Here is a 19,085-nt window from a genome sequence, read left to right on the forward strand (position 1 = left end):
CCCTCTCCCCTGACCAGAAAAAAACCGCTTCGGGATCACTCTCACCCTAGGCGGTCCTCCCCTTTACAGATGCTTCTCGAACCACAACATCATCTCGTTCAACCTGTGCACCCTGAGTGACGGCGCACCAGTCCTGGACAGATTATGATCCGATTGGGGGAAGCGGACAAACCTTGCTTCTTTCTTCTGGCGCTTCAAAGCGATGTACAGTTGTTCCGCCTGTTCGATAGGGCATCTCAGGTCTTCTTCACTATGCATGATGAGGAGGGGGGTATCCATCTCTCCCACGTACGCAAGGGGCGATCGTCTCCAAAGTGTCTCCATATCTTCAAGCCCTGAACCGATCTGCCATTCTGTGAAGGAGTGGCCGATATCGCTCACTCCGTAAAAGCTGATCCAATTACTGATGGACCTCTGGGTGATGGCAGCTTTGAACCTGCCGGTATGACCGATGATCCAATTCGTCATGAATCCCCCGTAGCTCCCTCCTGTCACGCCCATCCGATTCTCGTCCAAGAAGCTGAAGTGTTCCAGCACGTGATCAACGGCTTTCATAATATCTTCATAGTCTCCGCCGCCATAGTCACCACGCACAGCATCGGCGAATGCCTGACCATAACCGTGGCTACCTCTCGGATTGATGAAGAGGACAGCATAGTCTCCTGCAAGCACCTGCAGTTCATGGAAGAACGTATTCCCATACATGGTATGGGGACCTCCATGGATCTCTACCACGAGGGGAAACTTCCTTCCATCCCCTGCTCCTGCAGGCTTCATTAGCCACCCTTGGACCATCTCACCCTTCGACCCTTGATAGTAAAAGGATTCAATCTCGGCCCAGTTCCGGCGCCCGGTCCAGTGTTCATTGGTAGTGGTCAGCTGCCTGATGGCCCCGGTCGGAACATGGAGCAGGTAAAGCTCTCCCGGTTTGGAAGGAGTGCTCATCGCCATGATGATCCGCTGCCCTTGAGGATGGAAGTCAAAATCATAAACATGCTGTTCCGCTTCCAGATAGGCAGGGAAGATTGCGCCGTCGATATGACCATAGTATAAAACCGTATTCCCCGAGTCCGATGCCAGGAAATATACACTTTCATTATCTGTAGACCATTTGATCCCCGGTGCCTGGACCGCCTGGACGGCATCACTGTTCATATAGTCACCGATGGGAAGATCGAGTCCTTCACTCAAACAGTATGCATATCGCGCTTCCACGTTGTAGATCCAGAGTTTCGGCTGCGTGGCATTGAAATATTCCCTCTCATCTCCCGTATAGGCAATATGCCGTCCATCAGGGGACCACCGGGCCGTTCCGTACTGCCCCGCCCCTCCGGTGATCCTTTGCTTGCGGCCTGTTTCGATGGACCAGGTATACACATGCTGCTGAAACGAAAAATCCGGATCATCACTGAGGTCGGCCGTTACCAAGAGTTCTTTCCCATCGGGAGACCAGTCCTGGAGACTGTAATCATGATGGTCATCGCTCAACCTTTCAGCCTTCCCGGTGATGATATCCAGGATGACAAGTTGAGAATGGCGATGATCCCGCAGCCCTTCCCCGTCGCCCTTATATTTCATGGTAGAGGTGACGTATGGACGGGGACGCTCTTCTTCTTTCATCTTTCCTTGCGGGTCTTCCCCCGCTCCAAGCTTCATGCTGAATACGATCTTCGTGGAGCAAGGAGACCAAAGAAACTGCTTTACCGATGAGGGGCAATCCGTCATCCGTTCCGGCTCTCCCCCTCCACGTGCCATCCTGTAGATTTGCGAAACGCCTGTGCGGTCTGATAGAAAGGCGATATACGTCCCGCACGGCGACCATGCAGGGGATGAAATCCTTTCTTCCTGGAACGTCCACTGTCGAAGTTGGTCACCATCCCCTTCATAATGGAAAAGCTGTGTGAAATAGGTATCTTTTTCTTCACACATCACCGTCTGAAGAAAAATGGCTTCCTTTCCGTCCGGAGAAAACCGCGGAGAGGAAATGGCCTTGATATGGTATAGATCATGGATGGAAACGGTTTGTCGGTCCATGAGTGTATGATCGCTCCTTTGAGATGAATGTGTGTACCCGGTAATCAAGGTACGGATATTCATCATTCTACCATCCCGGCATCGCCATGGATAAAACATTGCAAAAACTTTCATAATAGAAACACATTAACTTAGTATTGAAAAGCATCGTCATACACCGTACAATAGATACGAACACACGTTCTAAACAAAAAGACTCATGCCTTCCCCGGGACCTCCCGGGTAGAAAGCATGAATCAAAGGAGTCATTACTCATGACAAGGATCCCTGAAGACGATCGAAATATCCTGGAACTGGCGATTTACCTGCCCATGGTCCTGACGATCCTGAATCGTGATATGCAGGTCGTGACCTCCAGCCCGTTCAAACTGAAACGCCCCTATCTGGAACTGATCGAGGAAACGATGAAAACGATACAGGCAGAGCTTGCCCGTGTAAGGAGGTATATGAGGAATAACAAGATGAAGGTGGAGAAAATCCAGACGGATGATGCGTTCACCATGTACATGTTTCTATACAAGGGGTATGAAGAGCATCATAACTACTTCAACCCGAGGCTGAGGAACAGGGTGGAAGAACTCCTGCGCCACTACTTATTCCAGCGCTTCCTCAGCCCCGGAAAGGACTCGACGAAGGAAGCTTGATCATCACGCATCCTGTTTCGGAATATCCCGATCCAGATAGAACATCTTCACCTGCGAAGGATCGGGTGCACCGAGCCCGTAACGGGTTTCCATCTCGGAAATCCTCTGTGAATAGGCAATGCGAAGTTCCGCTGTTTTCCTCATCTGATTCTTGAAGGAGCTGTACGAAATCGGCACGATGCACGTTTGCTGGTTTTGGAGGTGAACATTTGTGGAACCATCTTCAAGAGGCTCGTACTCCTTTACAAAGGCATGGGATATCCATGTGCATTCATGCTTGGCGGGAGATGTTGTAGGGAAGAAGAAGAGAGACATCTGGGGATTCACAATGATCGGGGCTTTATAAACGATGCCAGTCAATGTTTTGGTTCCTTCTTTCAGCCCTTCGTATGAAGAGCCGAAGTATTCACAGCTTTTCTTCAGGATCTCCAGCGGTTTGAACGGTGAGATGAGAACATCATTCACTTCGATGATCTGAGTGAACGTCTTGGCCCCATACTCGATCGGTTTCAGGACCATTGTATGAGGATTCACCTCATATTCTTCTATAATTCGGGATTTTGTGCTCATTCCATCGCCTCCTTTTACATTTTTCCCCATAATACTATCACATTTTTACTAAGTTGTCCTACGTATTTTTAAAAAATTCAGTTATTTGAAAAGCGTGACCGTTTTCCGCGTTAAATATTATCAGAATATTTAATTTTCAGGTTGAATTTTCACCCCTTTGCCCATATACTAAGAAAAAGAATTCAGGGGTGATCGTATATGGAAAACAAAAAATCCTATACTGATATGATGAAGGCTTCCGCGATGACCAGGAAAAAGCATGCTGAAAAGAGCGTCCTAGATATCTATATTGACATGGTCATACACGAAAGCATCCTTACGACAAGAAGAGCCGACTTACTGGAAGCCATCGATGCCGCCCTGGATTGCAAAGACGAAACCCTTTTTATGAAATTGACGGATGAATTGACTTCACTATCCTGCCATTATGGATGAATGGCTTGGCCGCTTCCCAACGGGGAGGCGGCCATTTTCAAGTCTATTCCGCATGTCCCCCCCATCCTATGGTCATCCTAAGGGAAAAGAGTCCGGGGTGATACCATGACCATCCTTTTCAAGACACTTATCCTCTATCTCATCACCATCGCCGCCATGCGGCTCATGGGCAAGTCCACCATTGTCCAGATGACCCCCTATGATCTGGTGGCCATCATCATCGTCGGTACGATTGCTTCAGAGCCGTTGATTTCAACAGCGTTCTTCCCTACTCTATGGGCATTGATCATCCTTGTATCCCTTCATATCCTTTTCTCATTCCTTACATTGAGTCAGTTCGGGAACCGCTTCTTTCTCGGGGAACCGACCCTACTGATCAAAGAAGGCACGATCCTCGAAGATAATCTGGAGAAGTCGAAAATCTCGATCATACAGCTTACGTCCATCCTGAGGGCAAAAGGATACCCAAAGATTTCCGACGTGGATTACGCCATACTGGAGCCCATCGGCGAAGTGAGCATCATCCCTAAAGTGGAGAATACACCTGTTACGATTCAACATCTGGACCTTCGCATCGATGACGAAGGCCTCCCCATCTCTGTCATTGTCGATGGAAAGCTTCAACATCATAACCTCCTCCTCCTCGGGGTGGATTCGGACTGGATCAATGTGCGCCTTCGCAGGGAGCACCTCCATCATAAAGATGTATTATTCGCCTACGTGACGGAAAAAACAAAAAACCTCGTGATCAATAAACGCAAATAGGACCCGCAACGGGTCCTATTTGATCATGGAGAAGATTCCGCAGGATCTTCTTTTTCTTTTGTATCCATTTTGTATTGCTCAAGCATATTCAGCCGCTCCAGCATGGTAGGATGACCATATCGGAAGATCTTGACCAGAAGGGGTGGATTCACTTGAGATAAACCGACCTTGGAAAGCTTCTGGAAAGACGTGATGGCCGCTTCCTTATCCTGTGTCAACTCAATGGCATACCGGTCCGCTCTCGTCTCCTGATAGCGGGATATCCAGTTGCTGAACGGGCTTACGGCGAATAGCAGCACCGATATGATCAATAAGAAGAGAGGCAGGGAACGAAGGCTTGCCACACGGTCCACCTTGATCTCCTCCCCGTAATTGGCGACGATGCCCCTCATGAGCTTCGATGCAAGGAAGAGACCGAAGAAGGACAGGAGAAGGTAGATCCCGATCCCGATGTAAATATGCTTCTCCACATAGTGGGCCATTTCATGGGCCATGACGAATAGGATTTCGTCATCGGTCAGCTGCTCCAGCGTCGTATCCCACAGCACGATACGGGAATTGGATCCAACACCGGTCACGTACGCATTGAGGGAATTCGTCTTCTCTGACATATCGACCTCGAATACGTGATTGGCCGGAATCCCCGCCTGATCGGCCAGGGAAAGGATTTTTGCCTCAAGCTCCTTATTCTTCAACGGGTAAAACTCGTTATAAAGCGGATCGATGAGAACCGGCTGGATGAACATCATGAATATCGTAAACGGAACCGACAGTGCCCATGCAGCAAGCCACCACCGCTGCTTGAACCTTTTCATCAGTCCATAGAGAACCGATACGATGATGAGCATCAACAGGTAATTCACCCAAAAGTCGATGGTCTCGTCCTTCATCCACATGGAAAACGTCTGAGTGGAAATATTGTATGCCTTGGATACTTGATAGGAGATGTACTGGAACGGAAAGATTGCGATGAACGTCGTGATCGATAACCAAAACAGATAAATGGCCGTCTGCAGGAATCCGTTCTTCACCGTTCCTTTTGCCCACTTCTCAAACATACGGGAAACGCCCAGTATCATGATCAAAAAATACAGGAGCCATTCATACGGAGTGGATAAAAAGAAAAGCAGATTCTTGATCTTGGAAAAATCCTCGCTGAGGAGAATCTCCTTGGCATTCATGAATGTTGAAGGATCGGCGCTGCTTCCTTTAAAGCTCTCAGGTACACCAGAACCGGCAATATAGAATAGATAAGCATATAAAATCAAGCCCAACAGCGCATAAGCAAGTATCGCACGAAACGCCCACTTCTTCGCCAAACAACTTCCTCCCTTCTCAACCCTCACTACTATATGTAATACCCTGTCCACTCATTTAGAACCCGGAAGTACAGAGCACTGATCAGCGCATCAAGGACCTGCACCCTGTCCGCGCAGCATCTATCACTCATTATGAACCACTCTTCTCATTTTATCCCTTCCACGATCAGACCAAGAAGGTATAGGCTGATAAAATCGCGATGGCACCCAGTACGACGATGATGACATTGGCTCCACAAAATGCGAGGGCGAAGGCGGCTGCGGCTCCGACGAATCCGAAAAGCAAGTCTCCTTCCTTGATCAGAAAAATGCTCGGGAATATGAGGGCCCCTAAGACGGCATAGGGAACATTATTAAGTACCCCCTTCATAAATGGGGGCAGCTCCTTCCCTGAAAACATCACAAACGGGAGCATTCTCGGCACGTAGGTGACAGCGGCCATACCTGCAATCATCAAAAGCATCATTTTATCCACGGTGATTCCTCCCCTTCATTTGCCAGACCCATTCAACCAGGAGGGATGAGACCAAGGTCGAGGCAACGATGGACCAGCCCCCGGACAGATCGGTATAAAAGATGAGCAGGCTGTTCACGGCTGCCGCAACCGCTGCAAGATACGTGACCTTCACGCTCTTTTTCATGGACGGAACGAGAAGCCCGACAAACATGGCATAGAGGGCAATGGACATGCTGACCTGGAGGAATCCAGGCATGACATCGCCCATAAGATGTCCGACTCCGGAAAATACCACCCAGCTTCCATACGATATAATCATGACACCTGCTGCAAAAGCGGTGCGGATCTTCCCTGCCTGAGTCGAGATGACTGAGAACGTTTCATCTGTCACGCCGAAGGCCGTCATCAGCTTTTTATAGAGTTGATGTTCTTCCAATCTCTCAGTCAGTGAAGCAGACATGAGGAAATGGCGGATATTCACGATTAGCGTCGTAAGAACGATTTCCACTACGCCGGTTCCCACAGCAATGAGGCTCAGTGAAATATACTGCGCGGCTCCCGCGTAGACAAAAATACTCATGAGTACCGTCTCTGCAAACGTCAAGCCCGTTGTCCTTGCCAGGAGCCCGAACGTGAGGGCGACGGGCATATAACCGATTGCTATGCTTAAGCCCGCCTGCAGTCCCAAACGAAAATCAGAGGTTTTTTTTACAGAGTAGGTAGCTTCCACACATACACTTCCTTTATCATATAAACTATCGTACAATGAAAATATTCTAATAATTCATTATAGTATACATATAGACGTTATATTGCACAAGGGGTGTAGTGGATGAATGAGATGCCGATGAAGATCGGAGACAATATCAGGAAAATCAGAAAAGAAAGAGGACTCAGCCTTGACCAGGTTGCCGACAGGACAGGGGTGAGCAAAGCCATGATCGGTCAGATCGAGAGGGATGATTCCAATCCGACAGTTGCGACCCTTTGGAAAATCGCGAACGGTCTGAAAGTATCATTCTCTTCCCTCCTTGAAGCCCCTGCTGCCGATGTCGCCATCATTGACTACAAAGATGTAGAGCCTGTTCTCGAAGACGGGGGAAAGTATGTGGTCATACCGATTTTCCCATTCGAACCGACAAAGAAATGGGAAAGCTACCGCATTGTCATGAAACCCGGCTGTGATTACCGGAACGACGGGCACCCACGGGGGGTCGAAGAATACTTGACCGTCCTGAAAGGTACATTCTCTTTAAAGATCGGCGAGGCTTCCTATTCCCTCTCTGAAGGAGAATCGATCCGGTTTGAAGCTGATGTTGCACATGAATACCTCAACCCCTCTTCTGAAGACGCCGAGTGTCATATGGTCATCTACTATGGTGAACTCTCATAAGCCTGGGACAAAACGAATAGGTACCATCTAATGAAAAAAATCAGTATAGGTTCTTTAAACCGCTCATGATTTCCGTGCAAGACTTCGCTTTCCGCGGGTAGCCCGTGAGCCTCCTCGGCAGCCCTTCTCACATCAGCTACTCTTCCCGGAGGAGTCTTTTTCTTGCACACCAATCAACTGCCGGAGACAATAATAATAATGGCTCATGAAACAAATGAAAAACCCGAATCCATCTTAAACTGGATTCGGGTTTTTCTATATCTAAGACACTTTTGTCTCAACCTCTTTTCAGCAAATTCAGCAGAAGGTATCCTTTGGCTTCGGCACGGACAATCCGAATAACGGCCTCAGATAGAGGGCAAGGAACGTTCCGGAAAGGGCTACGATTCCCCATACATATCCGTGAAGGCTGAATGAAGCGATTCCGCCGAAATACGCACCGATATTGCATCCAAAGGCAAGCCGGGCACCATATCCCATCATCAGACCGCCGATGACGGAGGCCATGGCGTTCCCGCCTGTAATCTTATTGAATCTGAAAAGACCACCTGCAGCCGAGGCAAGGAATGCCCCAAGGATCACGCCGAAGTTCAACACGGTTGTGGAATCACTGAAGATGGAAGCCTGAAGGGCGCTTGCATTCTCGCCCGTCCAATATCCCCAGCTCGCCACATCGATCCCCATGAGTGAGGCAGCTTTTGAACCCCAAAGGGCAAATGCGGAAGTGATTCCCCAAGGTGTCCCGCGTGTCATAAGCGTCAGCGCATTGAGTACAGCGAGGACGACAGCGGCAGCCATAAGCGGCCAGGAACCGCGCACAACCCGCTTCCATCCTTTCGCACTAGGCAATGCTGCCATGCGGGGAGGATTCTTCACCTTCTCGACCCTAAGCGTCACCCATGCCACAAGGCCAAAGAAGATGAGGGATATAATCCAGGCACCTGTGTAACCGAGACCCGTAGAAGTGGCAAGTGAAAACGGCTTGAATGAAGGCATCTCTTCTGTCCAGAAAGGCAGATGATAAGCCCCCACCGTCGAACCGACAATAAAGAATAGCAGCGTGATGAACATGACGGAACGGCCTCCCCCTACGGCATATAGGGTACCGGAAGCACATCCGCCCCCGAGCTGCATCCCGATTCCGAACACGAAGGCACCGACAAGCAGGCTCACTCCTACAGGGGAGACATACCCCGTCGCCTGTCCGCCGAAAAATGTAAACCCGGTAGCAAGGATCGGGGCGAAGAGTGTGACCGCGATGGCAAGCATGAGCATATGGGCCCTGAGTGCTTGGCCGTTCCCCACCGACATCACCCGGCGGAACGCAGATGTGAAGCCAAATCGTGCATGAAATAGGGTGAATCCTAATAAGAGACCGAGAATCAGGAGCACGACCTGGCTGACATCTTGGGTGAAAGCGAGATAGATGACCAGTACGGCAGATACGATGCTGCCCCCGGCCACCAATGGAATTTGAGGGGGATTCAATGCTTTCCCTCCTTGGACCGGGCCTTTCTGCTCTGATACCGGTTGAATAACTTTCGTCATTTTAATCCTCCTTTTCTGATTGTAATGGTTGGATTTTAAACGATTCTGAACGACTTGTCAAAAATCCGCTCTTCTCCTTTTACCCATTTCCGCAGGAACTATTCTCCCTGCAGCAGGTCGAGATTCCAAGAAAAGCGCCAGGACCAATGAAAAAAGGACCTTTCCTTTAGGAAAGATCCGTCTATTGCTTATTGAAAGGAATGAACTTGGACAGCATGGCCATGAAGTCTTCTATGGTAGATGGCCTGTTTACCCACTGATGGTACCATTTGCGGACCGTTTCAACGACCCAGAAGGGGATTGCTCTCCCGTCGATAAGGGAATAAAACTCGTCGTATCCCTTCTTGAGGTGCTCCCAACGATAATCATTGCCATCCAGGATGTACTCGGAAACATCGACGATCTTTGCCCTTCCATCTTGCAAAAGGATATTCTTCAAATGGATGTCCCTTGGGTTAAGACCGACGCTCCTTACATACTCCCTCGCCTCTTCTACTCCGTCGACTACATGTTTCGGGATATGAATCCCCTGCAGGACGCAATCGAATAGCGTGATGCCTGATTCAAAACTCAGTACGAGGATATTCCCATAGGTTCCATAACAGCGTGGAAAGTAATGTGATTCCCCGAGCGCTTTATAGACGCGGGCTTCTGCCTCGACTTTATCGGCTTTGGTTGTTGCGTACACTTTGAAGGCATACTCCGGATAGTCAGGGGAGCGGAATACGGCAGCGTCCGTCCCGATTCCCACGCAGGTGAACCCTTCATATTCACCACGGATGGTCACTGGTTCATTGTCATCCGTCGAAGTGACGGTAATCTGATTTAATGAAGAGATGAGCTGTTTCCATTCATGAGACATGCTGATTCCCCTTTCAGGATATGTTCAAAACACTATAGCATGATTGTCAGAAAACTGATATAAATCTGCATCTGGTACTATCACCCAGCCAAAAAAGATAACGCTTACATATAGTGATATCAATGAAAGGAGGTACTACCATGGATCGATTCATCCTGCTGATGCTCGCCAGCATCCTCTCCGGTTTTGCGCTATTGAGGCTCCCGCTTAGCGGAACATTCCTTGAAGGGATTTCACCAGTGACAGACGTCATCGGTATCATCACGGTCTTGTTGTTCTCTTTATTCCTCATTTACAAGGGGCTGCGCGCCCTCCTCACCAATTAAAAAAAAGGACTCGTTCATTCGCGAGTCCTTTCCCATGTGCAGAAGAGTCACTTCCCTTTAAACTCCGCCTTGCGTTTTTGGCTAAAGGCCAACAGTGCTTCCACACGATCTTCTGTTGGGATCAGTCGTTCATAAGCCTTTCGTTCAATCTGGAGGCCAGACTGCAGATCAACGTTCATACCGGATTTCACCGCATATTTTGCCTGTTGCACAGCAATAGGGCCATTATTCAGCATAGGGTCAATAAAGTCGTATACCTCTTCCATGAAGCGGTCTTTTCCAAAGACCCTGTTCACCAACCCCACATCAAGCGCTTCCTCTGAAGTCAGCCGCTTGGCCGTAAGGATCAGTTCCAGCGCTTTCGATTCCCCGATCAATCTTGGAAGACGCTGGGTACCGCCCGCACCTGGTATGATGGCAAGACTCGTTTCAGTCAGTCCCATGGACGTGCCTTCAACCACCAGGCGGAAATCACATGCCAGTGCAAGTTCCATCCCCCCGCCGAATGCATATCCATTCATGGCGGCAATGGTCGGCTGCGGCAGCATGGCCACTTCATTGAATACTTCTCCGATCTTATATACGTTCCGTACGACCTGCTGATCCGTAAGGGTTTTGCGCTCCTTCAGATCGGCCCCTACACTGAATGCTTTCTCGCCGCTTCCAGTGAAGATCACCGCCCGTACATCAGGGTTCAGCCTGAGAGATTCCACGATTTGCTGCAGTTCGTGCAGGGAATCATAATGAAAGGCGTTCATGGCATCTGGACGGTTGATTGTCACTACCGCCACATGATCCTTTTGTTCCAACAGAATGTATTCCATACTTCACTCCCCTTTCCTCATGTCTCTACGTATATTCGACATGTTTCGAAAAAAACCTCTAAATCATGGATTCAGTACCTGTGCTTTCAACGCTCTCCTCAAAATCTTGCCGGTTGTGTTCTTAGGCAGTTCTTCGAGAAATTCGATGGAAGAAGGAAGTTTATATTTTGCCAATCGCTCACGACAATACTCCATCACCTCTTCTTCAGACAAAGCCGGATCTTTCCTCACGACGTAACAGCTCACGGCTTCCCCTTTCTCGGGATGCGGGACCCCGATGACGGCTGCTTCCACGATCTCAGGATGATCATACAGCACTTCTTCTATTTCCCTTGGATACACATTGAACCCCCCGACGATGATCAGCTCTTTTTTCCGATCCACGATATAGAAGTACCCCTCTTCATCCATGCGGGCCAAATCACCGGTGTAAAGCCACCCGTCCCTGATTGCGGCTTGGGTTTCTTCTTCCATTTTGTAATACCCCTTCATCACGTTCGGTCCATTTACAATCAATTCCCCCACTTGCCCAGGCGGGACCTCCTCTCCGAGTTCATTGACAACTTTATTCTTGATGCTCATGATCGATGTTCCGATCGAACCGGGCTTTCTTGGGCGATCGAGTGGATTGAAACAGGTCACCGGTGAAGCCTCGGATAATCCATAGCCTTCTGAAATCATGACGTTGAACTTCTGCTCGAAGTTTTTCAAGAGCGCAACTGGCATGGAAGCTCCTCCGGATATACAGAGCCTGAGGGAACTGAGGTCATCGGGATCTCCATCAGTGTACTGGTAGAGGAAATTATACATGGTCGGTACACCTGCAAATACGGTCGGTTTATGCATCCTGGATAACCCGAAGATCCCCTTTGGACTGAACTTAGGAGCGATGAGAAGGGTAGCACCCATCATGAGCGGAGCATTGAGTGCCACTGTGAGACAGAACACATGGAACATGGGAAGGGCCGTGATGACACGATCTTGTTCACTCATCTGGAGGTATGTTCCGACATCCCATGCATTTGAATAGACATTCTTATGTGTCAGCATGGCTCCTTTCGGCTTTCCTGTTGTTCCCGAAGTGTAAAGTATGATGGCTGTATCATCTTCTGCTACCTCTGCCCCTTCAAAATCCGTACCGCCAAGGGAAAGTACATTTGTAAACGATTTCATTTTTGGATTCAACAAACCGATTCGTTCAAGATCCACCCCTTTTGCCCTGTCATCCCCCGATTCACAGAGAATGACGTGATCAACGGATTGAAGAAGCGATTCAAGTTTACCCATGAGTGGAACCATGAGATCCAATGTGATGACCGCCTTCACATCCCCATTACTCAGTATGTACCCCATTTCATCGGGTGTATAGATCGGATTGATCGGGATGACCCTTAATCCCAAACGAAGCGCGCCGTAAAGACCGATAATGAAATGAGGCGAGTTCCCCAGTATGAGAGCAATATGATCCCCCCTCTTCAAGCCAAGGCTTTCCAAACCGCCCGCAAAGTGGGAAACCGAATCATCAAGCTCCCTGTAAGAAACGGATGTGTCCAAGAAATGATACGCGATCTTCTCCCCTTTGTCCTGTGAAACTTCCTTTAACCGTGAAGCAATATTCATTCCTGCCCCTCCCTTTTTCTCGAAATGAATGAATCATCATTCATTAAACTAGTAAAAGTATTCAAAATATATTCTATTAAAAGAAAAGTCAGATTGCAAGATTTAAACCATCTAGCCCCCTTAACCTCTGCCACTTAGGATATCGCGATCAACATGAAAAAAGGCAGGCCGCAATGGCCCGCCTTCCCACACTTAATAGACTAAATCGATAAATTCCTCTTTCGTCACTTTCCCGAAGTAATGTTGGATATCCATATCTTCGAGAACGTGTTCGATTTCGCTGCGCTCATAACGGGTACCTGTAAGCTTTTCTTCAATTTCGTCCACATTGCCGACTCCGAAGAAATCTCCGTATATCTTGCAGTTTTCAATGGTGCCCTTTCTTACTTCCAATCTCACATCGATCTGACCGACAGGGAAACGATGGGAGTGCTGGAGATTGAACGAAGGTGATTTCCCATAATTCCAATCCCAGTTCTGATAGCGTTCCTTGGACAAAGCGTGAATGCGATCCCAGTCCTCATCGGTCAAAACATATTCTTCTACATCGCTGTCATTGAAAATGTACTTGAGAAGGGTGGACCTGAATTCTTCAATCGTCAATTTTTCTTCAAGGAATTCAGAAATATTCGCCACCCGGCTCCGGATCGATTTGATGCCTTTCGATTCAATCTTGTCCTTTTTCACCCGTAGGGCAGATACAACGTTTTCCATTTCAGAATCAAACAGCAGTGTACCATGGCTGAACATGCGGCCCCTGGTAGAGAACTGGGCGTTACCGGAAATCTTCCTTCCTTCTGCAAGGATATCATTCCTTCCGCTCAGCTCCGCTTTGACGCCCAGTTTATTCAATGCTTCGATCACTGGTTCGGTAAACTTCTTGAAGTTGTGGAAGCTGTCACCATCGTCCTTGGTGATGAAGCTGAAGTTCAGGTTACCGAGATCATGATAAACGGCCCCTCCGCCCGAGAGTCGACGAACAACATGCAGCCCCTGCTTTTCCACGTAGTCCGTGTTGATCTCTTCGATCGTATTTTGATTTTTACCGATGATGATGGAAGGCTCGTTGATATAGAACAGCAGATAGCTCTCATCGATATCAAGGTTCTTAAGGGCGTATTCCTCTATGGCAAGATTGATCCGTGGATCCGTGATGCCTTTATTGTCTATGAATTTCATGTTGATGATTCCTCCTCTATATGATCCATTCTTTGTTCATGGCAGCAAGTTCGATGGCCCCATTGAAGACTGTCCCTGCTTCTTCCACCAGTTGCTGAAGATTCCCGAAATGCGGAAGGTGAGTCAGGACAAGTCGTGATGCACCGGCATGATGGGCGAGTCGCCCTGCATCGATGCTCGTCATGTGACCGGCTCCCGAACCATCCATCCCTCCATAGAAATTACATTCACACAGCAGCAGATCAGCCTCACGGGCAAGTGGGATAAGGGATTCAGTAAAAGATGTATCCCCCGTATAATACAGCACCTTCCCATCTGCCTCGATCCTCATGGCATAGCACGGGGCAGGATGACGGGTCTTCACGAAGCTGATGGTAAAGGGGCCGACAGAAACGCTTGAGTCCCCTTTATATTCGATCCCCTCCATCACATCCCGATATGCAAGAGAGCGGAATCCCTGCTCGTCTTCGCGATGTCCATAGACCGGCAGTTTTTTCTTCGTTCCAAGAAAAGACTGAATCAGGAGAGCATGCTGAAGAACACCGATATCCGCCACATGATCAGGGTGATAGTGTGAAAGGATGACGGCATCAAGCTGACTGACAGGAAAATGGGTCTGAAGCCTTGAGAGCACGCCGCTGCCACAGTCGATGAGGAGACGGAATCCGTCATGTTCCACTATGTATCCGGAGCTGGCCTCTCCGGCTTTCGGGTAACCACCCCAATGCCCGATAACAGTAAGTTTCATCTTGTACCTCCATTCTGTTGTGCGCTACTCATACTATACTTCATTGTGCCTAGTTTTTCATTTTTTCCGCCTATTTTTGAATAAATGGTTGACGCTTTTCATACTGTTATAATACAATAAAACAAATCGATCCATCAGTTATATAACAATAAGGATGGATACTAACCTGGAAGGTGATGATGAACATGGTAAAAAACATTATGGAGTTTTTCAGGAACCTGCCGCCAAAGTCTTGTGCCCAATGCGGGGATGAAATCGAAGAACAGCACGAATGCTACGGCATATACTGCGAGAAGTGCACGACAGACTACGAGTATTAATATAGAGAAAAAAGTGGCGTCCCTGTATGGGCGCCACTTTCAATGTTTTCTGTTCTATTCGATAGCTTAATCGACTTTTACGGTTTCCATGATGTGGTCGTGGACCTCGTCCCCTTTGGTCACATGGACCTTCACCATATATTCCCCCGCTTCAGGGAATGTGTGTTTCACTTCGTATTCTCCATTCCCTTTTTCCGTTCCGTCGATCCATTCATGTTTTTCGACGCCTTCCTGGGAAATTTCAAGCCTTACCTCCGCCCCGGTCAATGGTTTTTTGTCATTTTCCACATGGACGGTAAAGACTTCATCTTGAGAGGCATTCAGTTCTTCCGGTGCCATGAAGTGGATGGAGGTGTCGCTTCCTTCATGGTGATGCTCATGATCTCCCCCATTTCCGATCGTAATTTCTTCCTTTGGCATCGTATGCATATCCCGGGCGGTCACATGAGCCTGCACAACATATGTACCATCCTGATCGAATGTCGTTTCCCCTTTATAGAGTCCTTCTTTATCATGTTTTGCTTCTACCACTTTACTATCTTCTTTTTTATCTTTCGGCCATACTTCAAATTCAAGTTCCCCTGCATCATCCACCGCTTTATCACCTTGGGTCACCGTAACGGCAAGGGTCACTTTCTCCCCTTTATCTGCTTGTTTAGGAATATCGATTTGGGCATCGATCGGCTTTTGCATTTCTCCACCATCAGAAGACTTATCATTTCCTTGTCCGCATGCAGCCAAAATAATCGCAGTACCCATCAGAACCATCCATGCTTTTTTCATGGTCGATCCACTCCTTTACTTCATAGTTTCCATTCTAGTATTAATCGATCCTTCCACTAGTATACACCCGAGGAGGAGGACTGTATTTGTCCATTTTATGAAGGTCAGGAAGTGAGGCTTTCATATACCTGCCCCCTGTTGCTTCACTGAAAGGTATCTTGGGATTTTCATACTTCCCCTAAAGGTATTGTCGTTTCCTTCGCCTTGGCTAGCATCACTATGATTGTGGGGATACATATATAGACAAAAACATCCGAACGCATTCGATTCCAATGAAGGAACTCCAATGATCCGGATGTTTTTTGTCAGGAACACATTTATCCTAGTTCCTATCTATTATGCTTCTGCAGGTTGATCTACCTGTTTCTTGAACTTCACAATGAAGAATGTCAACGTAATCACCGCAAATACTGCGGCATATCCACAGAGGATGCCGAGATTATTCCACATGACCGCCATATCTCCACTTGAGATGACCGCCTTGAATCCTGCCACCGAATAGGTCATCGGCAATAGCGCACTGATCGGCTGAAGGGCGGTAGGGATCAATTCCAGTGGGAATGTCCCTGCGCTTGTGGTCAACTGAAGAATCAGGATCACGATGGCAACGAAGCGTCCCGGGTCTCCAAGGATTGTCACAAGCATCTGGATAAGAGCAAGGAATGTAAAACTTGTCACCACTGAGAAGAGGAGGAACAGCGGTACACTTTCCACTTCAAGCCCAAGACCCCAAAGGAGTATGGCGACGGCTACAATCGATTGAATGATCCCTACGGTTGCAAGAACCATGAGTTTACCGAAGAACCAGCTTCCTCCATTGGAAGGAATGCCTGCAGGTTCCCTTAATGGGTAGACGATGGAGATCAGCAATGCACCGACGAATAATCCAAGTGAAAGGAAATACGGTGTAAACCCTGTACCGTAGTTCGGTACATGATTGATCTTCTCATTTTTCACGTCGACTGGAGCCGCCATCATGTCGGCGGTTTCTTCATTCGGTTTGACGCTGTTGGCTTTTTCCGATGCTTCCTTCAGTTTTTCATCGTACTCACCGGTTCCTTCAGAAAGTTTGGTCGAGCCATCCGCAAGCTTAGCTGAGCCATCTGCGAGCTGTCTGGAACCTTCCGTCAGTCGACTCGATCCATCATACAGCTGATCCATACCGGCACTTAACTCTCCGGCACCAGCAGCAAGACGCTGGGTCCCGTCTTTGGCTTCATTCAGCTTTCCGTTGAGGAGCGCAAAATTGCTCATGATCTCGCCTTGTCCGGCCTGAAGTTTGCCCGCTCCCTCCTGGAGGGCTGCCGATCCACTTTCAAGCTGATTCACCCCAGAAAGCAATGAACCCTGTCCTTCATTCAAGGCACCGAGTCCTGAAGCAAGCGTACCCGCTCCCGTCTTAAGGGCACCTGCTCCTTCTTGGAGGGCACCTGTTCCTTGTTGAAGGGATGCAGTACCCTCCGTAAGCTGATTCAATGCTCCTTCCAATGCGGCTCTTTGCTCAGCAGGGAGACTGGCAAGGAGTGGCGTCAATTGTTCCTTCAGCTGCTTCGAACCGGCGTTAACCTGCTCAGCACCTGTATTCACCTTGCCCGCCCCTTCCTGCAGTTCACCGATTTTACCTGTCAGTTCCTGGGCACCGGATTGGAGTTTTCCCGTATTGTCGATAGCCGACTGAAGACCTTGGTCCACCTGGGCCAATCCTTCACCGCTTTGTGACAAACCGGAGGACAGGCTGTCGATTCCGGCCTGAATATCCTCGAATCCGTTATATAATTTTCCATAGTTTTCAGAAAGCTGCCCCATGCCTCCCGATAGTTCGCTTGAACCGTCAGCCAGAGACTTGGCACCTGAGCGGGTCTTCTCGACACCATTATTCATTTCCACATTTTTTTCAGCAAGGGTTGTCAGATTATCCTTGAGGCTTCCTGCCCCTTTTGCAAGATCTCCTGCCCCCTTATTAATGTCAGATGCGGAATCACTCGCCGTTTTGAACCCGTCTCCAAGCTCTCCGATTTTATCGAACATCGTTTCTGCATACGTTTCAGAAACAGACTTGGACAAGCTTGCTTTGATTTCTTTCATTGCCGTCTCGCCGATCTGGGCAGACAGGAAGTTGAAGCTTTCATTCGGTACATACTTCAACGCAAGCTTTGTAGGATGCTCCTCAAGCAAGGTCGTCCCGTTCTTTGAGAAGTCCTTCGGAATCTCCACCAGCATATAATATTTCTGCTTCTCGAGGTTTTTGTATCCATCCTTCTCATTCACAAAGTGAAAATCGAATTGATCACTGTCTTTCAGCTTCTTGACCAGCTCAGAACCGATCTCCAAGGACTGTCCCTCGAAGTCAGCTCCTTCGTCGTTATTCACGATGGCAACCGGCAGATCGCTCAGCTGTTCATATGGATCCCAGAAGGCCCATAGGAACATACCGCTGTACATGACCGGTATGAGGAGGACCGCGATGATTGGTATCAATAATTTCTTGTTTTTGAAAATGGCTTTAAATTCTGAGCCCGCAGATTTAAACATATGTCTTCCCTCGCATTCAAATTGACTATATTATTCATTCGGTCATACTGGTCATAAAATAAATGACCATATTATTCATTTGGTCATACCGCTTCAAAAGAAAGGGACTATCAATAAGATAATCCTTCAATCAAATAAAGCTTAAAAAGATTGGCGATTTCATCTTTATCAAGTTCTCCCCGTTCACGCTCCCAATCAAAAATAAGAGCCACATAAAGCTTCAACATGACGAAAGCCGTCATTTCTGGATTGCATGGTTTGATCGCTTTCGACTCGATGGCCCTTGATATCCGTTCACTAAGGAACTCCACCACCATCTGTTCGAGCTTATGCAGGGCATCGGAGACAGCAGGAGTTCCCATTTCTCTTGCTTCCTGATAAAGTTTGATGGTGAGCTTATGTTCTTTCCGATATTCCAGCATAGAGAACAGGGCATTGTGAACATTCTCGGAAAATGTAACGTTCGGAGAGATGGCTTCCTCTGCTCTGCCCTTCATTTCATTCATCAAGGTAAACGCTATTTCATCGAACAGCTCTTCTTTGTTGCTGAAAAACGTATAGATGGTCCCTTTCCCCACATTTGCAAGCTTTGCCACTTGATCCATGGTCGTTGCTTTATACCCGAATAAAGAAAAGGATTTGGTAGCTGCATCCACGATCTGTTTTTTACGGTCGATGATTCCCACCTCCATATGACCGAATGACTAAATTTGATTTTTGGTCATT

General features: G+C 48.1%; 20 protein-coding genes. 6 read left to right on the forward strand and 14 right to left on the reverse strand.

Annotation, left to right across the window (positions count from 1 at the left end; all coding sequences use genetic code 11):
- Positions 1–63: 63 nt before the first annotated feature.
- Positions 64–2,034 (reverse strand): S9 family peptidase, encoded by a 1,971-nt coding sequence (locus AF331_RS08260; RefSeq protein WP_053427838.1) that lies wholly within the window; start codon positions 2,032–2,034, stop codon positions 64–66.
- Between the two features lie 254 nt (positions 2,035–2,288).
- Between AF331_RS08260 and AF331_RS08265 the strand changes: the two genes are divergently transcribed.
- Entirely contained in the window at positions 2,289–2,678 is a 390-nt protein-coding gene (locus tag AF331_RS08265; protein ID WP_048004377.1) for a hypothetical protein, read from the forward strand.
- A 3-nt stretch (positions 2,679–2,681) separates the two neighbouring features.
- Here AF331_RS08265 and AF331_RS08270 read toward each other — a convergent pair whose 3' ends face one another.
- The gene (locus tag AF331_RS08270; protein ID WP_053427589.1) at positions 2,682–3,248 is read right to left on the reverse strand and encodes a competence protein ComK; all 567 of its coding nucleotides are present in this window, start codon (positions 3,246–3,248) and stop codon (positions 2,682–2,684) included.
- 198 nt (positions 3,249–3,446) lie between these two features.
- Between AF331_RS08270 and AF331_RS08275 the strand changes: the two genes are divergently transcribed.
- Both AF331_RS08275 and AF331_RS08280 read left to right on the forward strand, forming a co-directional pair.
- Entirely contained in the window at positions 3,447–3,683 is a 237-nt protein-coding gene (locus AF331_RS08275; RefSeq protein WP_053427590.1) for an IDEAL domain-containing protein, read from the forward strand.
- Between the two features lie 105 nt (positions 3,684–3,788).
- Complete coding sequence (locus AF331_RS08280; protein WP_053427591.1) at positions 3,789–4,448, forward strand: DUF421 domain-containing protein; 660 nt, start codon at positions 3,789–3,791, stop codon at positions 4,446–4,448.
- Between the two features lie 23 nt (positions 4,449–4,471).
- Here the strand turns inward: AF331_RS08280 and AF331_RS08285 are convergent, their stop codons facing one another.
- From AF331_RS08285 to AF331_RS08295, 3 genes are all read right to left on the reverse strand, one after another.
- Positions 4,472–5,767, reverse strand: coding sequence for a M48 family metallopeptidase (locus AF331_RS08285; RefSeq protein WP_053427592.1), 1,296 nt, complete (start codon positions 5,765–5,767; stop codon positions 4,472–4,474).
- A 166-nt stretch (positions 5,768–5,933) separates the two neighbouring features.
- Positions 5,934–6,233, reverse strand: coding sequence for an AzlD domain-containing protein (locus tag AF331_RS08290; protein WP_053427839.1), 300 nt, complete (start codon positions 6,231–6,233; stop codon positions 5,934–5,936).
- Between the two features lies 1 nt (position 6,234).
- Positions 6,235–6,954 carry an AzlC family ABC transporter permease gene (locus AF331_RS08295; protein ID WP_053427593.1) on the reverse strand — a complete coding sequence of 240 codons (720 nt, stop codon included), beginning with the start codon at positions 6,952–6,954 and terminating at the stop codon, positions 6,235–6,237.
- 102 nt (positions 6,955–7,056) lie between these two features.
- Here AF331_RS08295 and AF331_RS08300 point away from each other — a divergent pair, with 102 nt between their 5' ends.
- The gene (locus tag AF331_RS08300; protein WP_053427594.1) at positions 7,057–7,617 is read left to right on the forward strand and encodes a helix-turn-helix domain-containing protein; all 561 of its coding nucleotides are present in this window, start codon (positions 7,057–7,059) and stop codon (positions 7,615–7,617) included.
- Positions 7,618–7,914: 297 nt separating this feature from the next.
- Here the strand turns inward: AF331_RS08300 and AF331_RS08305 are convergent, their stop codons facing one another.
- Together AF331_RS08305 and AF331_RS08310 are read right to left on the reverse strand one after the other, a co-directional pair.
- Positions 7,915–9,165 (reverse strand): YeeE/YedE family protein, encoded by a 1,251-nt coding sequence (locus tag AF331_RS08305; RefSeq protein WP_048015454.1) that lies wholly within the window; start codon positions 9,163–9,165, stop codon positions 7,915–7,917.
- Between the two features lie 181 nt (positions 9,166–9,346).
- Positions 9,347–10,027, reverse strand: coding sequence for a serine/threonine protein kinase (locus AF331_RS08310; protein WP_053427595.1), 681 nt, complete (start codon positions 10,025–10,027; stop codon positions 9,347–9,349).
- A gap of 140 nt (positions 10,028–10,167) precedes the next feature.
- Here AF331_RS08310 and AF331_RS08315 point away from each other — a divergent pair, with 140 nt between their 5' ends.
- Positions 10,168–10,353 (forward strand): hypothetical protein, encoded by a 186-nt coding sequence (locus tag AF331_RS08315; protein WP_053427596.1) that lies wholly within the window; start codon positions 10,168–10,170, stop codon positions 10,351–10,353.
- Positions 10,354–10,400: 47 nt separating this feature from the next.
- Here AF331_RS08315 and AF331_RS08320 read toward each other — a convergent pair whose 3' ends face one another.
- The 4 genes from AF331_RS08320 to AF331_RS08335 all read right to left on the reverse strand — a co-directional run bounded on the left by AF331_RS08320 (position 10,401) and on the right by AF331_RS08335 (position 14,724).
- The gene (locus tag AF331_RS08320) at positions 10,401–11,177 is read right to left on the reverse strand and encodes an enoyl-CoA hydratase-related protein (protein WP_053427597.1); all 777 of its coding nucleotides are present in this window, start codon (positions 11,175–11,177) and stop codon (positions 10,401–10,403) included.
- A gap of 63 nt (positions 11,178–11,240) precedes the next feature.
- Entirely contained in the window at positions 11,241–12,797 is a 1,557-nt protein-coding gene (locus AF331_RS08325; protein ID WP_053427598.1) for a fatty acid--CoA ligase family protein, read from the reverse strand.
- 192 nt (positions 12,798–12,989) lie between these two features.
- Positions 12,990–13,976, reverse strand: a complete 987-nt coding sequence (locus AF331_RS08330; RefSeq protein ID WP_053427599.1) for a lipoate--protein ligase — start codon at positions 13,974–13,976, stop codon at positions 12,990–12,992.
- 16 nt (positions 13,977–13,992) lie between these two features.
- Entirely contained in the window at positions 13,993–14,724 is a 732-nt protein-coding gene (locus AF331_RS08335; protein ID WP_053427600.1) for an MBL fold metallo-hydrolase, read from the reverse strand.
- Between the two features lie 185 nt (positions 14,725–14,909).
- On the opposite strand from AF331_RS08335, the gene yhfH reads away from it, so the two are divergent.
- Positions 14,910–15,044 (forward strand): protein YhfH, encoded by a 135-nt coding sequence (gene yhfH, locus AF331_RS21810; RefSeq protein ID WP_079515781.1) that lies wholly within the window; start codon positions 14,910–14,912, stop codon positions 15,042–15,044.
- Positions 15,045–15,110: 66 nt separating this feature from the next.
- Here yhfH and AF331_RS08340 read toward each other — a convergent pair whose 3' ends face one another.
- From AF331_RS08340 to AF331_RS08350, 3 genes are all read right to left on the reverse strand, one after another.
- Positions 15,111–15,827 (reverse strand): FixH family protein, encoded by a 717-nt coding sequence (locus AF331_RS08340; protein WP_053427601.1) that lies wholly within the window; start codon positions 15,825–15,827, stop codon positions 15,111–15,113.
- A 336-nt stretch (positions 15,828–16,163) separates the two neighbouring features.
- The gene (locus AF331_RS08345; protein WP_053427602.1) at positions 16,164–18,359 is read right to left on the reverse strand and encodes a YhgE/Pip domain-containing protein; all 2,196 of its coding nucleotides are present in this window, start codon (positions 18,357–18,359) and stop codon (positions 16,164–16,166) included.
- 110 nt (positions 18,360–18,469) lie between these two features.
- Positions 18,470–19,051 carry a TetR/AcrR family transcriptional regulator gene (locus AF331_RS08350; RefSeq protein ID WP_053427603.1) on the reverse strand — a complete coding sequence of 194 codons (582 nt, stop codon included), beginning with the start codon at positions 19,049–19,051 and terminating at the stop codon, positions 18,470–18,472.
- Positions 19,052–19,085 lie beyond the last annotated feature (34 nt).

Source organism: Rossellomorea marisflavi (assembly GCF_001274775.1).
GTDB lineage: Bacteria > Bacillota > Bacilli > Bacillales > Bacillaceae_B > Rossellomorea > Rossellomorea marisflavi.

Bases quoted from the DNA above. Each gene is read 5' to 3' on its own strand.
- AF331_RS08260 (WP_053427838.1), bottom strand. From the start codon at position 2,034: ATGGACCGACAAACCGTTTCCATCCATGATCTATACCATATCAAGGCC.
- AF331_RS08265 (WP_048004377.1), top strand. From the start codon at position 2,289: ATGACAAGGATCCCTGAAGACGATCGAAATATCCTGGAACTGGCGATT.
- AF331_RS08270 (WP_053427589.1), bottom strand. From the start codon at position 3,248: ATGAGCACAAAATCCCGAATTATAGAAGAATATGAGGTGAATCCTCAT.
- AF331_RS08275 (WP_053427590.1), top strand. From the start codon at position 3,447: ATGGAAAACAAAAAATCCTATACTGATATGATGAAGGCTTCCGCGATG.
- AF331_RS08280 (WP_053427591.1), top strand. From the start codon at position 3,789: ATGACCATCCTTTTCAAGACACTTATCCTCTATCTCATCACCATCGCC.
- AF331_RS08290 (WP_053427839.1), bottom strand. From the start codon at position 6,233: ATGATGCTTTTGATGATTGCAGGTATGGCCGCTGTCACCTACGTGCCG.
- AF331_RS08300 (WP_053427594.1), top strand. From the start codon at position 7,057: ATGAATGAGATGCCGATGAAGATCGGAGACAATATCAGGAAAATCAGA.
- AF331_RS08305 (WP_048015454.1), bottom strand. From the start codon at position 9,165: ATGACGAAAGTTATTCAACCGGTATCAGAGCAGAAAGGCCCGGTCCAA.
- AF331_RS08310 (WP_053427595.1), bottom strand. From the start codon at position 10,027: ATGTCTCATGAATGGAAACAGCTCATCTCTTCATTAAATCAGATTACC.
- AF331_RS08315 (WP_053427596.1), top strand. From the start codon at position 10,168: ATGGATCGATTCATCCTGCTGATGCTCGCCAGCATCCTCTCCGGTTTT.
- AF331_RS08320 (WP_053427597.1), bottom strand. From the start codon at position 11,177: ATGGAATACATTCTGTTGGAACAAAAGGATCATGTGGCGGTAGTGACA.
- AF331_RS08325 (WP_053427598.1), bottom strand. From the start codon at position 12,797: ATGAATATTGCTTCACGGTTAAAGGAAGTTTCACAGGACAAAGGGGAG.
- AF331_RS08330 (WP_053427599.1), bottom strand. From the start codon at position 13,976: ATGAAATTCATAGACAATAAAGGCATCACGGATCCACGGATCAATCTT.
- AF331_RS08335 (WP_053427600.1), bottom strand. From the start codon at position 14,724: ATGAAACTTACTGTTATCGGGCATTGGGGTGGTTACCCGAAAGCCGGA.
- yhfH (WP_079515781.1), top strand. From the start codon at position 14,910: ATGGTAAAAAACATTATGGAGTTTTTCAGGAACCTGCCGCCAAAGTCT.
- AF331_RS08340 (WP_053427601.1), bottom strand. From the start codon at position 15,827: ATGAAAAAAGCATGGATGGTTCTGATGGGTACTGCGATTATTTTGGCT.
- AF331_RS08345 (WP_053427602.1), bottom strand. From the start codon at position 18,359: ATGTTTAAATCTGCGGGCTCAGAATTTAAAGCCATTTTCAAAAACAAG.
- AF331_RS08350 (WP_053427603.1), bottom strand. From the start codon at position 19,051: ATGGAGGTGGGAATCATCGACCGTAAAAAACAGATCGTGGATGCAGCT.